This is a genomic window from Actinomadura syzygii (genome assembly GCF_008085905.1).
In the GTDB taxonomy this organism is placed as follows: Bacteria; Actinomycetota; Actinomycetes; order Streptosporangiales; family Streptosporangiaceae; genus Spirillospora; species Spirillospora syzygii.
The window spans coordinates 46,843-60,012 of record NZ_VSFF01000012.1 but is presented as its reverse complement, the minus strand read 5'-3'; the positions used below and the strand labels follow the sequence as shown (position 1 = coordinate 60,012).

Genomic DNA, 13,170 nt, shown 5'->3' with positions numbered 1-13,170 from the left:
GGCGCCGTGGCGCCGATGCCCACCGACCCGGTCGAGTAGTCGACGGGATCGGGATCCTTCGCCCGGCTCGGATAACTCTGCAGCCCGCCGAACTCCCGCAGCCGGGGCAGGTAGGAGGCGTCGAGACGGCCGAGCAGGTGGTTGATCGCGTGCAGCACCGGCGACGCGTGCGGCTTCACCGACACCCGGTCCTCGGGCCGCAGGTGCCTGAACCACAGCGCGGTCATGATCGACACCAGCGACGCCGAGGACGCCTGGTGGCCGCCGACCTTGAGCCCGGACGGGTTGGGCCGCACCTGGTTGGCATGGTGGACGATCGCGCTGGACAGCCACAGGACGCGACGCTCGACCTCGCGCAGCGCTTCGGCCTCGCGCAGCGCTTCGGCCTCGGTGCTCGCCGGACCCTCGCTCACCACCGGGCTCCGCATCGCTCCGCCCTCCCGCTCCGTAGACGATCAGTCGGCATCTCTTCTCTCTTCCACCCGAATACGCCTTTCATCCGAATGGTGCCCCGCCACGGTGTTCGTGAGTTCTCCGATCTCCGCGACGGCGACCGTGACGACGTCGCCGCGCCGCAGGTGGACGGGCGGACGTCGCCCGGCGGCCACCCTGGCGGGCGTGCCCGTGCTGATCACATCGCCCGGCCGGAAGGCGAAGTGCCAGCTGAACCGCTCGATGAGGTGGGGCACCTCCACGGCGAGGTCGGAGAGCGGGGCGTCCTGCACGGTCTCGCCGTTGACCGCGGTAGTGAGCCGCAGTGCGCCGAAATCGCCGACCTCGTCGGCCGTCACCACCGCGGGTCCGAGCGACTCGCCCTGTCTCGGACGCTGGCGGCGCTCTGGGCCGCGCGCCAGCGAGGTGAGCAGGACGGCCCGGCGGATCAAACGGGGGCGAGGACGATTTCGAATCGGGCCTTCGACCAGAGGCCGTTGATCGCGCGGCCGTCGGGGGTCGGTGTGTCGGCGGGGCGGCTTTCGAAGTCCTTGACGAGTGAGTCCCGCACGCCGAAGACGGTGTCGGATTCCAGGAGGTCGTCGCCTCGTACGAAGATGTGGGTGACCAGCGTCCGGTACCCGTCCACCTTCACCAGGAAGTGCAGGTGGGAGGCACGCATGGGAGAGCGGCCGACGGCGGCGAGCAGCGCGCCCACCGGGCCGTCGTGCGGGATCGGGTACGGGGTCGGCGTGTTCGCCCAGAACCGGTACTCCCCGTCCGGGCCGGTGAACAGGTGGGCGCGTCCCATGGTGCGGTCGTCGTCGTACTGCACGTCGTAGAAGCCGTCGGCGTCGGCCTCCCACACCTCGACCCTGGCACCGGGGACGGCGGCGCCCGCGGTGTCGCGGACGGTTCCCTCCACCCAGCACGGTTCGCCCGGCGCGCCTCCGGAGACGTCGCCGCCGAGTTCGATCCGGGGCGCGCCGTCGACGAAGAACGGTCCGAGCACGGTCGCCTCGGTGGCGTCGCCGTGGGCCGGGTTGTTCATCGTGATCATCTGCATGGACGCACCGAGGACGTCCGAGAGCAGGATGAACTCCTGCCGCACGTCGTCGGTGATGTGGCCGACCCGGGTGAGGAACTCGACGCCCTTCCGCCACTCCTCCTCGCTGAGCCGGACCTCGCGGAGAAAGGCATGCAGATGCCGCACCAGCGCCCGCATCAGTTCTTTGAGCCGTGGGTCGGCGCAGTCGTCGAACGAGCGCAGCACTCGTTCGAGGAGGTCCTGTTCGCGGCGTGCCCGCTCGGCGGCGATGTCGGGCGCGCTGTGATCGTGGGTCATCGGGGCTCTGCTCCTATCCAGGCCGCCCGAAGCAGGGCGGTGAGGTCGTCGGCGGTCACGGTTCGCGGGTTCCCCGCGGGAAGGACGTGCAGCACGGCCTGGACGGCGGCCGGGATGCCGTCCTCGGGCACGCCGAGGTCGCGCAACGAGGTCGGAGCGCCGCGGCGATGACCATCGCCTGGGACGCGCCGACCGCAGCGACCTCCTCGGCGAGCGCCGCCGCGGCCTCGCCGGAGGCGAACCGGACCCGCTGCGGAAGGGTCTCGTGCTCGAAGCGCATCCGCCAGGAGGGGTCGGGCGCGTTCATGCGTCCGCCGTGTTGAGCAGGGCGTCGTCGGGGTCGTAGGCATAGATCCAGCCGTTGGCCACCAGCGGGTCGGCTTCGGCGAAGGACCTGTCCCGGGCTTGCTGGTCCGGTCCGTCCGGCAGGTGGTTCACGAGCGACCTGGTGTGGCTCGCATCCTGCAGCCGACTTGTGCGCGGGATCCGCAGCCGCTCGTAGCGCCGCAGGGCACGGGGCGGATCGTCGAGGTCATCGGCCAGGCAGCGGGCGAGGACGGCGGCGTCCTCGACGGCCTGGGCGGCGCCCTGCGCGAAGAAGGGGAACATCGGGTGGGCCGCGTCCCCGAGGAGGGTCACGGCGCCCTCGCTCCAGCGCCGCAGCGGCGCCCGGTCGAGGAGGGCCCAGCGGCCTGGGGTCCCGGCCGCGCGGATAAGTGCGGTGAGCCTCGGGTCCCAGCCCTCGAACTCGGCCAGGAACTCCTCCACCGTCGCCGTCGCGGTCCAGGACTCGACGGCGTCGTCCCGCGCGGGCGCGAACGCGACGAGGTTCACGGAACGCCCGGCGGAGACGGGGTAGTGGACCAGGTGGTGGCCGGGTCCGATCCACAGGGTCTGGGCGGCGCGGCGAGCGAAGTCCGGGGCGTGTTCGGACGGGACGAGCGCGCGGAACGCGCAGAGGCCCGAGTAGGTCGCGGACGCCGACTCGGTGATCGCGCCCCGCACGACCGAGTGGATCCCGTCCGCCCCGATCACGACGTCGGGCTCGACGGTCTCGCCGTCGGCGAAGCGCAGCACCGGCCGCCCGTCGCCCCGGACGGTCAGGTCGACGCACCGGCTGCCGAGCCGGACGCCGCCGTCGGGAACGGCCGACCGCAGGGCTTCCAGCAGGTCGGCGCGGTGCGCGGTATAGGTGTGCTCCCCGTACAGCCGCTCGCATGCCGAGGCCAGGTCCTCGGCGGACAGCACGGCGCCGTCGCGCCACCGCCGGAACTCCCAGCCGACGTCGAGCCGGACGGCGCGGGCGGCGAGGGCGGCGAGCACACCGAGCCGCCGCAGCAGCCGGGCCGTGTTCGGGGCGACGACCAGGCCCGCTCCCACCTCCCTGAGCTGCGACGCCTGCTCGTAGACCGTGGCCGAGATCCCTTCGCGACGCAGGAACGCACCGGCCGCGAGGCCCCCGATGCCCCCTCCCACGATCGCGATCCGCGGGCCTTCGGCCCCTGCGTCGATCATCCGCTCACGCTCCCGCACTCCTCGGCCAACCCGGTACCGCGATGATTCCCTCCCGCCCCTCGCACGCCATCAGTGTGTTCATCTGATGGACATGCTTGTTGGGCTGTCGCCCACCCGAGGCCGAGGGGGAGGTAGCTTCCCCGCATGCCCCGTACCCGTGAACGGGGGAGACCCTGGGTTCTCGCTTCTTGGACGTCCTCTTCGCCCGGCCCGTGGGCGCGGCGGGCCGCCGCGGCCACGGGGTCGGACGTTCACCCGGCGAGCGAGGCCGCCTCGTCGTCGCGGGGGAAGAAGGGCAGTTCGATGTGGACGCGGTCGGCGGCGGCGAGGATCGCGGACGCGTCGTCGACCGGCGGGTGGATCGCCTGGTTGATCCTCCTCTTGATGTCCGCGCCCTCGGCGCCCGACGCCATCACCCTGCGGTCCCAACCGCGGGTGAAGACGCCGCCCGCGGCGCCCAGGTCCAGGCAGGTGACGTAGGGGCCGGGGGTGAAGTCGCGCGGCGGGACGCCGAGCAGGTCGGCCGCCGCGTTGTATCCGGCCACCTTCCCGAGCGGGGTGGCGTGCTGGCACGCTTGCAGGACCGTGTGCTCGTCGTCGAACGCCGCGCTGGCCGCGTCCCCGGCGGCGAACACCCCGGGCCGGGCGCGCAGCCACCGGTCGACCGGAACCCGCCCGAGGTGGTCGAGCTCGTCCGAGATCTGCGCGGTGAGTTCGCTCGCCCTCATCCCGACCGACCACACCACCGCGTCCGCCTCAACTTTGGTGCCGTCGCTCAGGACGGCGTATCCGTCGCCGACCTCCGTCACCGTCGTCGCGAGGCGGCGTTCGACGCCGAGTTCGTCCAGTGCCGACTCGATCTCCTCGCGCGGGCCCGGACCCAACCGGCTCCCGACCGTCTCGGACCGATCCACCAGCAGGACCCTGCCGCGGGCCGCAAGGGCGGTCGCGATCTCCAGGCCGGTGAATCCGGCGCCCACGACCACGACTGAGCAGTCCCTCCGGCCGTGCAGGAAGCCGGTGAGCCGCCGGGCGCCGTCCAGCGTGTCGATGTCGAAGAGGCGGTCGGCCCCGGGCAGGTTCCGGGGCCGGACGAGCCTGCTGCCCGCCGCCAGCACCAGTCGGTCGTAGCCGATCTCCGCGCCGTCGGCCACCACCGTGCGGCGCTCGGCGTCGATCGTGCTCACCGTGGCCCGCAGGTGCTCGACGCCGATCGGGTCGAGGATCCCGCTCAGCTCCACCTTGGCCAGGTCGGGCTCCGGCTCGTACAGGCGCGGACGAAGCACCAGGTGCTCGCCCGGCGCGACGAGCGTGACGCGCAGGTCCGCGTCCCCGCGTGCCAGCGCCGCTCCCGCCGCGCTCCACACGCCCGCGAAACCGCCTCCGATGATCACAACGTGCGCCATCGTGGTCGTCCTCTCCCAGCCTCGCCCTCCGCGGATCGGAGGGAATCGGCAGGGAGTCAAGACAGCGGACTCAAACGTGACCGATACGGCCGAGCTTCTTGGGATTGACCAGTCTCCTGAACACCGTGATCCGCCCGTCGGCGACCTCCACGGTGTCGAGCCAGACCAACGTGCCCGCGCGGTATGTCGCGAGGGCCGGGTACCCGTTGGCCTCGACGATCCGGAACGCGTCGGGACGCCTGATCTCGACCTGCCTGATCGCCAGCAGGGCGATCCGGTCCGCGCCCCGGACCGGCGCGAGCGCCGCGGTCGCCTCGCCGCCGCCGTCGGCGACGTACACCGCCTCGGGGTGCAGCAGTTCGACGAGGGCGGCCAGGTCCCCCGCGTCGGCGGCCGCCTTGAACGCCCTGAGCACGCGTTCGGTCTCGGCACGGCCGGCCCGTGGCCGCTCCGCGACCGCGGCGACCCGCGCCCGGGCGCGGGAGGCGAGCTTGCGGCCGGCGGCGGGCGTGCCGCCGAGCACCTCGGCGATCCGCCCGAACGGGAGGCCGAAGACGTCGTGGAGCAACCAGCGCGACGCGTTCGGCGGGGCTGAGGGTCTCCATGACCACGAGCATCGCGGTGCTCACCGCCTCGTCCATGATCACCTGAGCGGCCGCGTCCGGGCCGGTCAGCAGCGGTTCGGGCAGCCAGGGGCCGACGTAGGACTCGCGCCGGACGCGGGCCGACTTCAGCACGTTGAAGGACGTCCGGGCGGCCAGGGTCACCAGCCAGGCCCGCAGGTCCCGCACCTCGGACAGGTCGGCGGCGGCCGCCCGCAGCCAGACCTCCTGCGTCACGTCCTCGGCCTCGGCCACCGTCCCGAGGATCCGGTAGGCCGCGCCGAAGACCGCGGGACGATGCGCCTCCCAGTCGGACTCCGCCAACGCCCCGGTCGACTCCATCCGCGGTCCCCTTCCCCCGGCTCGGCGATCGACCGCCGATTCTAGGGACGGCCGTCCTCCGGGCCGGTCGGTGCGGTGCCTCGTGGCGCTAGGGGCGGAGCATGACGGGGACGGCCAGGCCGCCGGGACGGAGGCGAGGACGACGGACGTATGGAGCAGGACGCGCATCGGAATGAACACGCCGGACAGCTCGAGCCGGAGGCGGGTTGCTCCCGGTCACCTGCAGGCTCATCTCCAGTCACCGACTGGACGGGTGTCTTCGATGGGTGTTCGTTGTACGCTCATGGGTGGACTCCTAGACATTCTGTCGCACGGGATGGACGGGAGTAGCCGTTACGGCGGCCTCTTGCTGAACCCAAGGGGCCGCCCTCGGCGTTCATGGGCTAAGGCGGCTGCACATCCACGCGAGCGAACCGCTCGCAGAGGATCCGCAGGAACTGGAACGCGGTGTCGCTGCGATGGCTCAGCAGGAAGCCCTCAAATTCCTCCACGGGTAGCACCGCCCCTTGGACGGACGTCGTCGCGACGGCGGTCGCCGAGCGAGGTCGGCGACCGAGCGCCGAGACGGCACCCAGCAGGGAGCCGGGGCCTGAGATCTGGGGCGGCCGGTCGTCGGCGCCGGATCCGACCTCCACTTCGCCCGACAGAACGATCACCACCGTGGTGTCGTCCTCGTCCTGCCTGAACAGCGTCGTCCGCGCGGGCCAGATCCGGCGCAGCCCGCGCCGCAGCAGGTCGGCGCGCTCGGCCGCGGAGAACATGGAGAGGAAGTCGGGCAGGACGCCCACGAGCCGGTCACTGGCTGCTGGCACGCGGGCCATAGCCGGCCTCCTCCCGCAGCCGTCCGCTCAGGGTGGAGATGTCGAGAAGGTCCTTCGGCCGTCGCAAGCGCAGCTTGTAGGCCAGGACGTCCCGCAGCGGGGCGAACCGGAGGCCCCCGAACACGTCGGCGTCGTCGATGAGCTCGTCGGCCCCGCGCGCGCCGGGGATCCACTGCCGGGAGAACTGGAGCCGTCCGCCCCACAGCGAGACGATCATGTCGCCGCTGTACCGGCCGCGGCCGTGCACGCCGCGGACGTAGGCGTAGTCCCAGACGTGGTTGCGGGCCACGATGTCGAGGTCGCTGACGCCGCGGCGCAGGCCGTGCGCGAGGAGCGGGCCGCTGCCGAAGATGACGAAGTCGTCGGGGTCGAGGTCCATGGCGGCGAGCCGTCTGAGCAGGGGGTGCTCCAGCAGCCCGGCGGGAGAGCCGTTGTCGTGGGTCATTCCGCCGTGTCCCTTCGAGCGGAGGCGGTCCGGTCGCCGGTGGCGATCCTGCGGAGGAACGGGACGTCCTGGATGATCACCCGGCGCCGCCCGGTGCGGACGAGGTTGCCGTCCCGGAAGATCTTCATGATCTTCTTCACCGACTCCACGGACAGGCCGGAGACCTGCGCCAGCTCCTCGTGGTCGAGTTCCAGCAGCACACCGGTGGCGATCTCGTCGCCGAGGCCGCTCTCGATGAGCTCCTGGAGCGCCAGGGCGAGCCGCGGCTCGGCGGCGAGCTCGCTGTGGGTCAGCCGGGTGTCGGCCTCCCCCAGGCGGCTGGTCAGCATGTAGATGAGGGCGTCGAGGACCCGCGGGTTCTCGTCGACGAAGTCGTTCCACTGGTTGGCCGACAGGTGCAGGACCTCGACGTCGCGGATCGACCAGACGTTGGCCGACCGCGGCGAGCCGTACCGGGCCGAGGACTCGCCGACGGGCTGCAGGCCCTTGCGGATCCCGATGAGGCGCTCGGGCGCGCCCTTCGTCACCTTCAGGTGCCCTTTGAGAGGGACGAGCACGAAGTTCGTCCACTCGCCCTCCTTGAAGAACAGGTGCTTCGGAGGGCGCTGGAGGATCTGACCCTCCTTCTTCAAGATGGCGAGCTGCTCGTCGGTGAAGAAGGGTTCCCCTGGCCTGTACCGATCCGCTGCCATGCGTCTAAAGGTATTATTACCTCTAGCGAAGCGCAAGACATCACGCCAAGAAGATGGCCGAAGACCGGATGCTTCCGGCGCGGGACCTCATCTTCGGTGTGGCCTCGGCCCCTTAGTCACAGGCCATGGCACCGCCGGCTAGCGGCCGGGCGTCCCGTCGCGACCGGGCGGTGCCAGCCCTTCGAAGGCCATTGCGATGATCTCCGTCACCTGCTCGGGCGTGACCGGACGGGTGCGTAGCAGCAGGCGGTAGTACAGGGGCGCGTACAGCATCTCGACGACGACGTCCACGTCGACGTCCTCGCGCAACTGCCTCTGCTCCTGGCCTCGCCGCAGCCGCTCCGCGCAGGCCCGGACGCGCGGCTCGAGCATGACCTTCCGGAGGGACGCGGCGATCTCGGGGTCCTCCTGCGCGGCCGCGATGAGGCTGACGTACGGCGCGAAGTCCGCGCTGGCGAACGCCTCCGCGACCACGACCATCTGGGCGCGCAGGTCGGCGCGCAGGTCGCCGGTGTCCGGGAAGTCGGTCGTGGCGTTCACGCGCTCGTTGAGCGCCTCCTGGACGACGGCCGCCTTGGACCCCCACCAGCGGTAGATCGTCTGCTTGCCGACCCCGGCCCGCTTGGCGATCTCCTCGACCGTCGTCCGCGCGAGGCCGCGCTCGCGGCAGAGGTCGAGCGCCGCGGCCAGGATCGCCTGGCGCGAGCGCTCGCTGCGCCGCTGCTCGTTCGGCATGTTCATGCCCGGAATCCTATACGAGACGAGACGGAGCGTCTTGACAGTGGGGTGGCGGCTTCCTATCGTCGAGGCGAAACAAGACGAGACGTCTCGTCCCGTTCTAGGGCCGTGCGCTGTTCGGCACCGGTCCGGCCGACCGGGTCCCGGAGGGGCCCGTGAAGGAGGCTCGCCGTGAGCGAGGCATCAACCCGCAGGTACGCCGGCCTGTTCGGCGTGGTCGCAAGCCTGTTCATCATCGTCCAGGTGCCGCTCTACTTCCTGTACTCCGGGGCGCCGCCGGACTGGAACATCCTCACCCGCAGCCTGATCGGCATCACCGGCTGCACCCTGTACGTCGTCTACTTCATCGGGCTCCGGCAGCTCATCGTGAAGGTCAGCCCGGCGCACGACTGGCTGGGATCGATCGTCCAGATGGCGGGGCTGCTCTGGGTCGCCATGGTGTTCGTCCCGCAATCCATGGAGGTCGGGGCGGCCATCTCCGTCGACCACGACATCGACACCACGACGGAGGGCCCGTTCGCGGCGGCGCAGTACCTGATGCAGGGCGGGATCTCGCGGCTGCTCATGGCGCTGTTCCTGATCGCCTTCGGGATCACGGTCCTGCGGCTCAGGCTGCTGCCCGCGTGGGTGGGGCGGTCGGCGTTCGTCGTCGCCGCGATCAACCTGGCGTTCGTCCCGGCGGTGTACTTCGGCGACGACGCGGCCGACTTCTACAGCGCGCAGGGCTGGGGCACCACGGCCAGCATGGGCGCGCTCTGGAGCGTCTGGACGCTGGCCGTGAGCGTCGGCATCCTCCGGAGCGCACGGAGCACGACCACGGCGCCGCGGGCGTCCGCCGTCCGGTCCGGGCAGCGGGTGGCCACGCACCTCGGCTGAAATCGGCGGAGGAACGAAGGTGCCCGGGCGTTTCCGCCCGGGCACCTCTCAGTCGCGAACGCTTCGGCCGGTCAGTCGATGGGGGTCGGGATGATCGGCAGGGTGATCGAGGACGGGTGCTCGGCGTCGTGGTAGATCGTCTGGGCGGCGGGCTTCGTCCGGTCGTCGTTGCCGAACTGCCCCCCCGTGTTCGGGTTGCGGTCGTACATCGGGAAGTTGCTGCTGGAGATCTCCAGCCGGAGGCGGTGGCCCGCCTGGAAGACGTTGCTGGTCGGCCACAGCTTGATCGTGTACTTGTAGACCTTTCCGGGACGGATCAGCGACGGGCGTTCGAGGGAGACCCGGTAGCGGGCCCGCTGGATCCCGTCCCGGACGAGCATCGAGGTGCCGTCCGGTCCGACGTCGGTGATCTTCGCCGTCCAGTCGGTGTCGCGCGCCGAGGACGAGGCGTACAGCGTCACCGAGATCGGGCCGGTGACCTCGGTGTCCTTCGCCAGCCGCGGCGTGTTGTAGACGAGGACGTCCGGCCGCTGCTCGATGAGCCGCTGGTCCTGCGGGCCGCCGGGCACCGAGCTCTGGAACCGTCCGCCGAAGCTCGGCACCGGGTTCTCCGGGTCGTAGCGGTACTGGTCGGCCGTCTCGGTGGTCGGCGCGGCGGTGCTGAGCGTGCCGCCGCCGGTCACGGTGTTCGCGTCGCCGTTGCTGTGCAGGTAGTACTCGGTGAACGCGGTGCCGGGGATCGGCCATGAGTCGGCGGTGCGCCACTTGTTGGCGCCCATCACGAATATCTTCACGGCGGGGTCCTTGTCCACGCCGTTGTCGACGCCCTTCAGCCAATGGTCGAACCAGCGGAACTGAACCTCGTCGATCGACACGACCGCTTCCGGGCCGTAGTCGAGCGCGCCGACCCTTCGGCCGGAGCTTCCGTGCGTCCACGGCCCGACGAGCAGTTTCGTGCCGTTCCTGGCGGTGGCCGAACCGCCGCGGGCCTGCATTCCGGCGAAATTCTCGACCGTCCCGTTCAGGAAGATGTCCGACCAGCCGCCGTAGTTCAGGGCCGGGACGGTGACCTTCGGGTACTTCTCGCGGATGCTCCACCGCTTCCAGTACGAGTCGAAGCTCGGGTGGTCGACCCAGTCGTAGAAGTAGCGCGCGACGCGCTTGTCCTTCGGGTAGAGCGGCGGGAATTCGTTCAGCGGCATATGCCAGTACCACTTGGCGAACAGCGCCCGCGACGCCTGGCTCATCTCCGCCGACAGCTTCGGATAGTCGGGGAGGCGCTGGATGGCGCCCCTGGCGAGGAAGCTCAGCGGCCAGTCCTCGGTGAACGACTGGTACAGCGCGCCGCCCTCATAGGTCCAGCCGTCGTAGATGTCGGACGACGTGAACGCCGGGACGATCGTGACCAGGTGCGGTGGCGTGAGGGTCGCCGGAAGCCATTGAGTGAGCCCCGGATACGAGAACCCGTACATGCCGACCTTGCCGTTGGAGTGCGGCAGTTTCGCGGACCATTCGATGGTGTCGTAGCCGTCCTCGGCCTCGTACTTGTAGGTGTAGAACTCGCCGTCCGACTTGTACTGGCCGCGGACGTCCTGGACCACGACGAGGTAGCAGGCGGAGGCGTAGCGGTCGGGGTTGGCGTAGAAGATGTTCTCGGCGCCCTCCTTGTTGTAGGGCAGCCGCATCAGGATGACGGGGAAATCCCCGTCGCCCTTCGGGGTGAACACGTTGGAGCGCAGGACGGTCCCGTCGCGCATGGTGGTCGGCACGTCCTTCTGGACCGTGAACTCGCACTGGTCCGCCGCCGCCCCTTTCCCGGCCGCGCTGGCGCCCGGGGCGACCGCCATCCCGCCCAGCACGAAGACCGCGGCCCCGAGAGACAGACGCCAGCTCCGCCTTCGTCCGCCCGCCCAGGTCATTCGCCGCTTCGCTCGCATCGCCGCTTCCCTTCCCGGTCGAGGCCGGTGGGCCGGTCGTCGGCCTTCCGGGGGCCTCCTGCTCGCCCTTCGACCGCTCGACGTCGTCGGCCGGAGCATCGCATGATCATGTTGGCTGGTCAGGAGGTCGGCCGCGGCGTTGCGGCGAGTCACGGGCCTGCCGCGGCGAGCAGCACGGGGCCCTCCGCCGAACGGACCACCGCCCGCGACGAACGGGGTGTTCGCGAAGATTGCCCAGGTTTGTTGGTGTGTTCCGGACGGTCGGCCGCCGTCGGACGCGCCGAACCGACCGTTCGCCGATCGCCGCGGTCGATCATCGCTCGATCAGGGCCGTTGGACGATTGCGCCGCTCGGAAGGTGCACTCGGCTTCGGCGGCGTCCCGGGCCTCCGGCCCCGCCGTGATCATGCCGCGCGGGGAGCCTATCCGGCGGCGTGACGCCGCGGCCAGTCCGGCGTACGCGCGAGGCCGGCCGCCGTCCGGGCCTTCGTTCAGCCGTGCAGGATGGTGGGGTGTCCGAGTCACCGTTGCCCGGTGGGTTCGTGAACGCCAGCGTCCGTGTGGGCGACACGGTTCGCAGGCGTCCCGCGGCCCGTTCGGGTCCGTCCACGAACTCCTCGTACTGACGGCCGCGACGTCCTGGCCGGACGCGAGGAAGTGGTCTGCCACAACGATCTGTCACCGAAGAACGCGCGGGATCGAGGCCGCTGCCCAGGTCGGGGAGCCGGCGATGGCCCGGCTTCGGCAGGCCGGTGCCGTCACCGAAGTGCAAGCCGCGTACCGGTGGGTCGAACAGCACAAGGGTCAGCTCAATTCGGCCCTGCTGCCATAGCCGTACCCGGGTCAGGGGGTTACGCGCATTCCCTGGACGAGGACGGCGGCGTACTCGTGGCGGGGCGGTAGCGCGTCGTCGCCGAGGAGCAGGAGCGTGAAGGCGTAGTTGAGGCAGGCGCCGATCAGCAGGCGGGCGGCGCCGACCGGGTCCGCGTCCGCCGCGACCCGGCCGATTTCCTGCTCCTGCCGCAGGTAGACGGCGACGGCGTGCTCCGCCTGGTGGGGGCCGAGGCGGCGCGGCCGCATCACCTGCCGCAGCCGGACGAGCTGCGCCGGGTTGGCCAATACCGCGACCTTGGCGGCGAGGACCTCGCTGTAGAAATTGATGGTCGCCTCCGCGACCATCACCAGGTTCTTGCGGACGCCGGCGCCTCCGGCGTGCGCGAGGAGATCGGCGACGGTGCCGACGTAGACGGGCAGCCGGTCCTGGAGCAGCGAGAGGTAAAGGTGCAACTCACCGTGTTCGGTGCCCTGGACCGACCGCATGGAATGGCTCACCGCCTCGACCACGAGGCGCCGCACGCCATCGGCGGGACTCTCGGGCGCGGAACTCGACGCGGATGCCGGTTCGGGCTGCATGATCTCCCCAGGTCATTTGGCCTCCCCATCACCTGCGACGCGCCATCCTCGGTTGGGGGACGGGCACCCGCGCATAAAGCCGCAACCGTCTAATGACCGGCATCGCGTGATGGCGAATCCAACATATGGGGCCACACCTTTTCGACGCAACGAAAACAAAATCTTGCCCACCAGGAACTTGTCGGGCCGCGGCGCTGACCGTCCCCAGGCAGCACCTCCGCGCGGGCCGGATCGCCGGTCCGGCCGCACCTCCGGGAGCGCGCACGGGACCGTCACGACCGTCCGGCCGGTACGTCGTGCCGTCCCGCGCGCCTACCGGGTCTCACCGGGCCGATCAGTGATCTTCATCTCGGCATCGAAACCGTTCAGGGAATTGGCCGCTATTTAGCGACATATTCGTTCATGCGGGCGATGCGTCATCGGGCAAGAAAGCCCCGGAACCGCCCGCGAACCCAGCGCTCTGCCTCACTGCGAATGGCCGGGCGGCCGGGGCCCCGGAAGTCGCCGCGCGGCATCGTCGGCGTGCGCGAAGAGGGTGGGTGACCAGTCGCGTGACCGGTTCCCACAGGGCGCGCAAGTCCGTTGTCGTCACCCATCGCGGGGCCGT

Annotated in this window: 13 protein-coding genes and 1 pseudogene; 1 reads left to right on the top strand and 13 read right to left on the bottom strand. The window is 70.8% G+C overall.

Annotated features, from left to right (window positions below):
- Window positions 1-455: 455 nt before the first annotated feature.
- The 11 genes and pseudogenes from FXF65_RS30535 to FXF65_RS30490 form a co-directional block, all read right to left on the bottom strand.
- A complete protein-coding gene (locus FXF65_RS30535; protein ID WP_281288968.1) occupies window positions 456-884 on the bottom strand; it encodes a fumarylacetoacetate hydrolase family protein in 429 nt (142 codons plus the stop codon).
- The gene (locus FXF65_RS30530; protein WP_148353524.1) at window positions 881-1,777 is read right to left on the bottom strand and encodes an intradiol ring-cleavage dioxygenase; all 897 of its coding nucleotides are present in this window, start codon (window positions 1,775-1,777) and stop codon (window positions 881-883) included. Before FXF65_RS30530 ends, FXF65_RS30535 begins: the two co-directional genes overlap by 4 nt.
- Window positions 1,778-1,832: 55 nt before the next feature.
- Window positions 1,833-2,084, bottom strand: coding sequence for a hypothetical protein (locus FXF65_RS30525; RefSeq protein ID WP_148353523.1), 252 nt, complete (start codon window positions 2,082-2,084; stop codon window positions 1,833-1,835).
- Window positions 2,081-3,292 (bottom strand): FAD-dependent monooxygenase, encoded by a 1,212-nt coding sequence (locus FXF65_RS30520; RefSeq protein WP_148353522.1) that lies wholly within the window; start codon window positions 3,290-3,292, stop codon window positions 2,081-2,083. Before FXF65_RS30520 ends, FXF65_RS30525 begins: the two co-directional genes overlap by 4 nt.
- Before the next feature lie 251 nt (window positions 3,293-3,543).
- A complete protein-coding gene (locus tag FXF65_RS30515) occupies window positions 3,544-4,698 on the bottom strand; it encodes an NAD(P)/FAD-dependent oxidoreductase (protein ID WP_148353521.1) in 1,155 nt (384 codons plus the stop codon).
- A gap of 70 nt (window positions 4,699-4,768) precedes the next feature.
- Window positions 4,769-5,266 carry a sigma-70 family RNA polymerase sigma factor family protein gene (locus FXF65_RS45500; protein WP_246199229.1) on the bottom strand — a complete coding sequence of 166 codons (498 nt, stop codon included), beginning with the start codon at window positions 5,264-5,266 and terminating at the stop codon, window positions 4,769-4,771.
- Window positions 5,267-5,477: 211 nt separating this feature from the next.
- Window positions 5,478-5,642: pseudogene (locus FXF65_RS46300) on the bottom strand (sigma factor); the annotation flags it as partial.
- Between the two features lie 383 nt (window positions 5,643-6,025).
- A complete protein-coding gene (locus tag FXF65_RS30505; RefSeq protein ID WP_148353520.1) occupies window positions 6,026-6,463 on the bottom strand; it encodes a Crp/Fnr family transcriptional regulator in 438 nt (145 codons plus the stop codon).
- Window positions 6,438-6,908: a hypothetical protein gene (locus FXF65_RS30500; RefSeq protein ID WP_148353519.1), complete on the bottom strand. Its 471-nt coding sequence runs from the start codon at window positions 6,906-6,908 to the stop codon at window positions 6,438-6,440. The genes FXF65_RS30505 and FXF65_RS30500 overlap by 26 nt, the downstream gene beginning before the upstream one ends.
- Entirely contained in the window at window positions 6,905-7,600 is a 696-nt protein-coding gene (locus tag FXF65_RS30495) for a Crp/Fnr family transcriptional regulator (protein ID WP_148353518.1), read from the bottom strand. Before FXF65_RS30495 ends, FXF65_RS30500 begins: the two co-directional genes overlap by 4 nt.
- 138 nt (window positions 7,601-7,738) lie before the next feature.
- Entirely contained in the window at window positions 7,739-8,341 is a 603-nt protein-coding gene (locus FXF65_RS30490) for a TetR/AcrR family transcriptional regulator (RefSeq protein WP_148353517.1), read from the bottom strand.
- Between the two features lie 168 nt (window positions 8,342-8,509).
- Here FXF65_RS30490 and FXF65_RS30485 point away from each other — a divergent pair, with 168 nt between their 5' ends.
- The gene (locus FXF65_RS30485) at window positions 8,510-9,214 is read left to right on the top strand and encodes a hypothetical protein (RefSeq protein ID WP_187412574.1); all 705 of its coding nucleotides are present in this window, start codon (window positions 8,510-8,512) and stop codon (window positions 9,212-9,214) included.
- Window positions 9,215-9,285: 71 nt separating this feature from the next.
- On the opposite strand, the gene FXF65_RS30480 is transcribed toward FXF65_RS30485, so the two are convergent.
- Together FXF65_RS30480 and FXF65_RS30475 are read right to left on the bottom strand one after the other, a co-directional pair.
- Window positions 9,286-11,061 carry a CocE/NonD family hydrolase gene (locus FXF65_RS30480; protein WP_187412573.1) on the bottom strand — a complete coding sequence of 592 codons (1,776 nt, stop codon included), beginning with the start codon at window positions 11,059-11,061 and terminating at the stop codon, window positions 9,286-9,288.
- Window positions 11,062-11,993: 932 nt separating this feature from the next.
- Window positions 11,994-12,563 carry a TetR/AcrR family transcriptional regulator C-terminal domain-containing protein gene (locus tag FXF65_RS30475; protein WP_148353515.1) on the bottom strand — a complete coding sequence of 190 codons (570 nt, stop codon included), beginning with the start codon at window positions 12,561-12,563 and terminating at the stop codon, window positions 11,994-11,996.
- Between the last annotated feature and the right edge of the window lie 607 nt (window positions 12,564-13,170).

Coding starts and splice junctions, on each gene's coding strand:
- FXF65_RS30515 (WP_148353521.1), bottom strand. CDS start 4,698: ATGGCGCACGTTGTGATCATCGGAGGCGGTTTCGCGGGCGTGTGGAGC.
- FXF65_RS30475 (WP_148353515.1), bottom strand. CDS start 12,563: ATGCAGCCCGAACCGGCATCCGCGTCGAGTTCCGCGCCCGAGAGTCCC.
- FXF65_RS30480 (WP_187412573.1), bottom strand. CDS start 11,061: ATGGCGGTCGCCCCGGGCGCCAGCGCGGCCGGGAAAGGGGCGGCGGCG.
- FXF65_RS30520 (WP_148353522.1), bottom strand. CDS start 3,292: ATGATCGACGCAGGGGCCGAAGGCCCGCGGATCGCGATCGTGGGAGGG.
- FXF65_RS30530 (WP_148353524.1), bottom strand. CDS start 1,777: ATGACCCACGATCACAGCGCGCCCGACATCGCCGCCGAGCGGGCACGC.
- FXF65_RS30505 (WP_148353520.1), bottom strand. CDS start 6,463: ATGGCCCGCGTGCCAGCAGCCAGTGACCGGCTCGTGGGCGTCCTGCCC.
- FXF65_RS30525 (WP_148353523.1), bottom strand. CDS start 2,084: ATGAACGCGCCCGACCCCTCCTGGCGGATGCGCTTCGAGCACGAGACC.
- FXF65_RS30495 (WP_148353518.1), bottom strand. CDS start 7,600: ATGGCAGCGGATCGGTACAGGCCAGGGGAACCCTTCTTCACCGACGAG.
- FXF65_RS30490 (WP_148353517.1), bottom strand. CDS start 8,341: ATGAACATGCCGAACGAGCAGCGGCGCAGCGAGCGCTCGCGCCAGGCG.
- FXF65_RS30500 (WP_148353519.1), bottom strand. CDS start 6,908: ATGACCCACGACAACGGCTCTCCCGCCGGGCTGCTGGAGCACCCCCTG.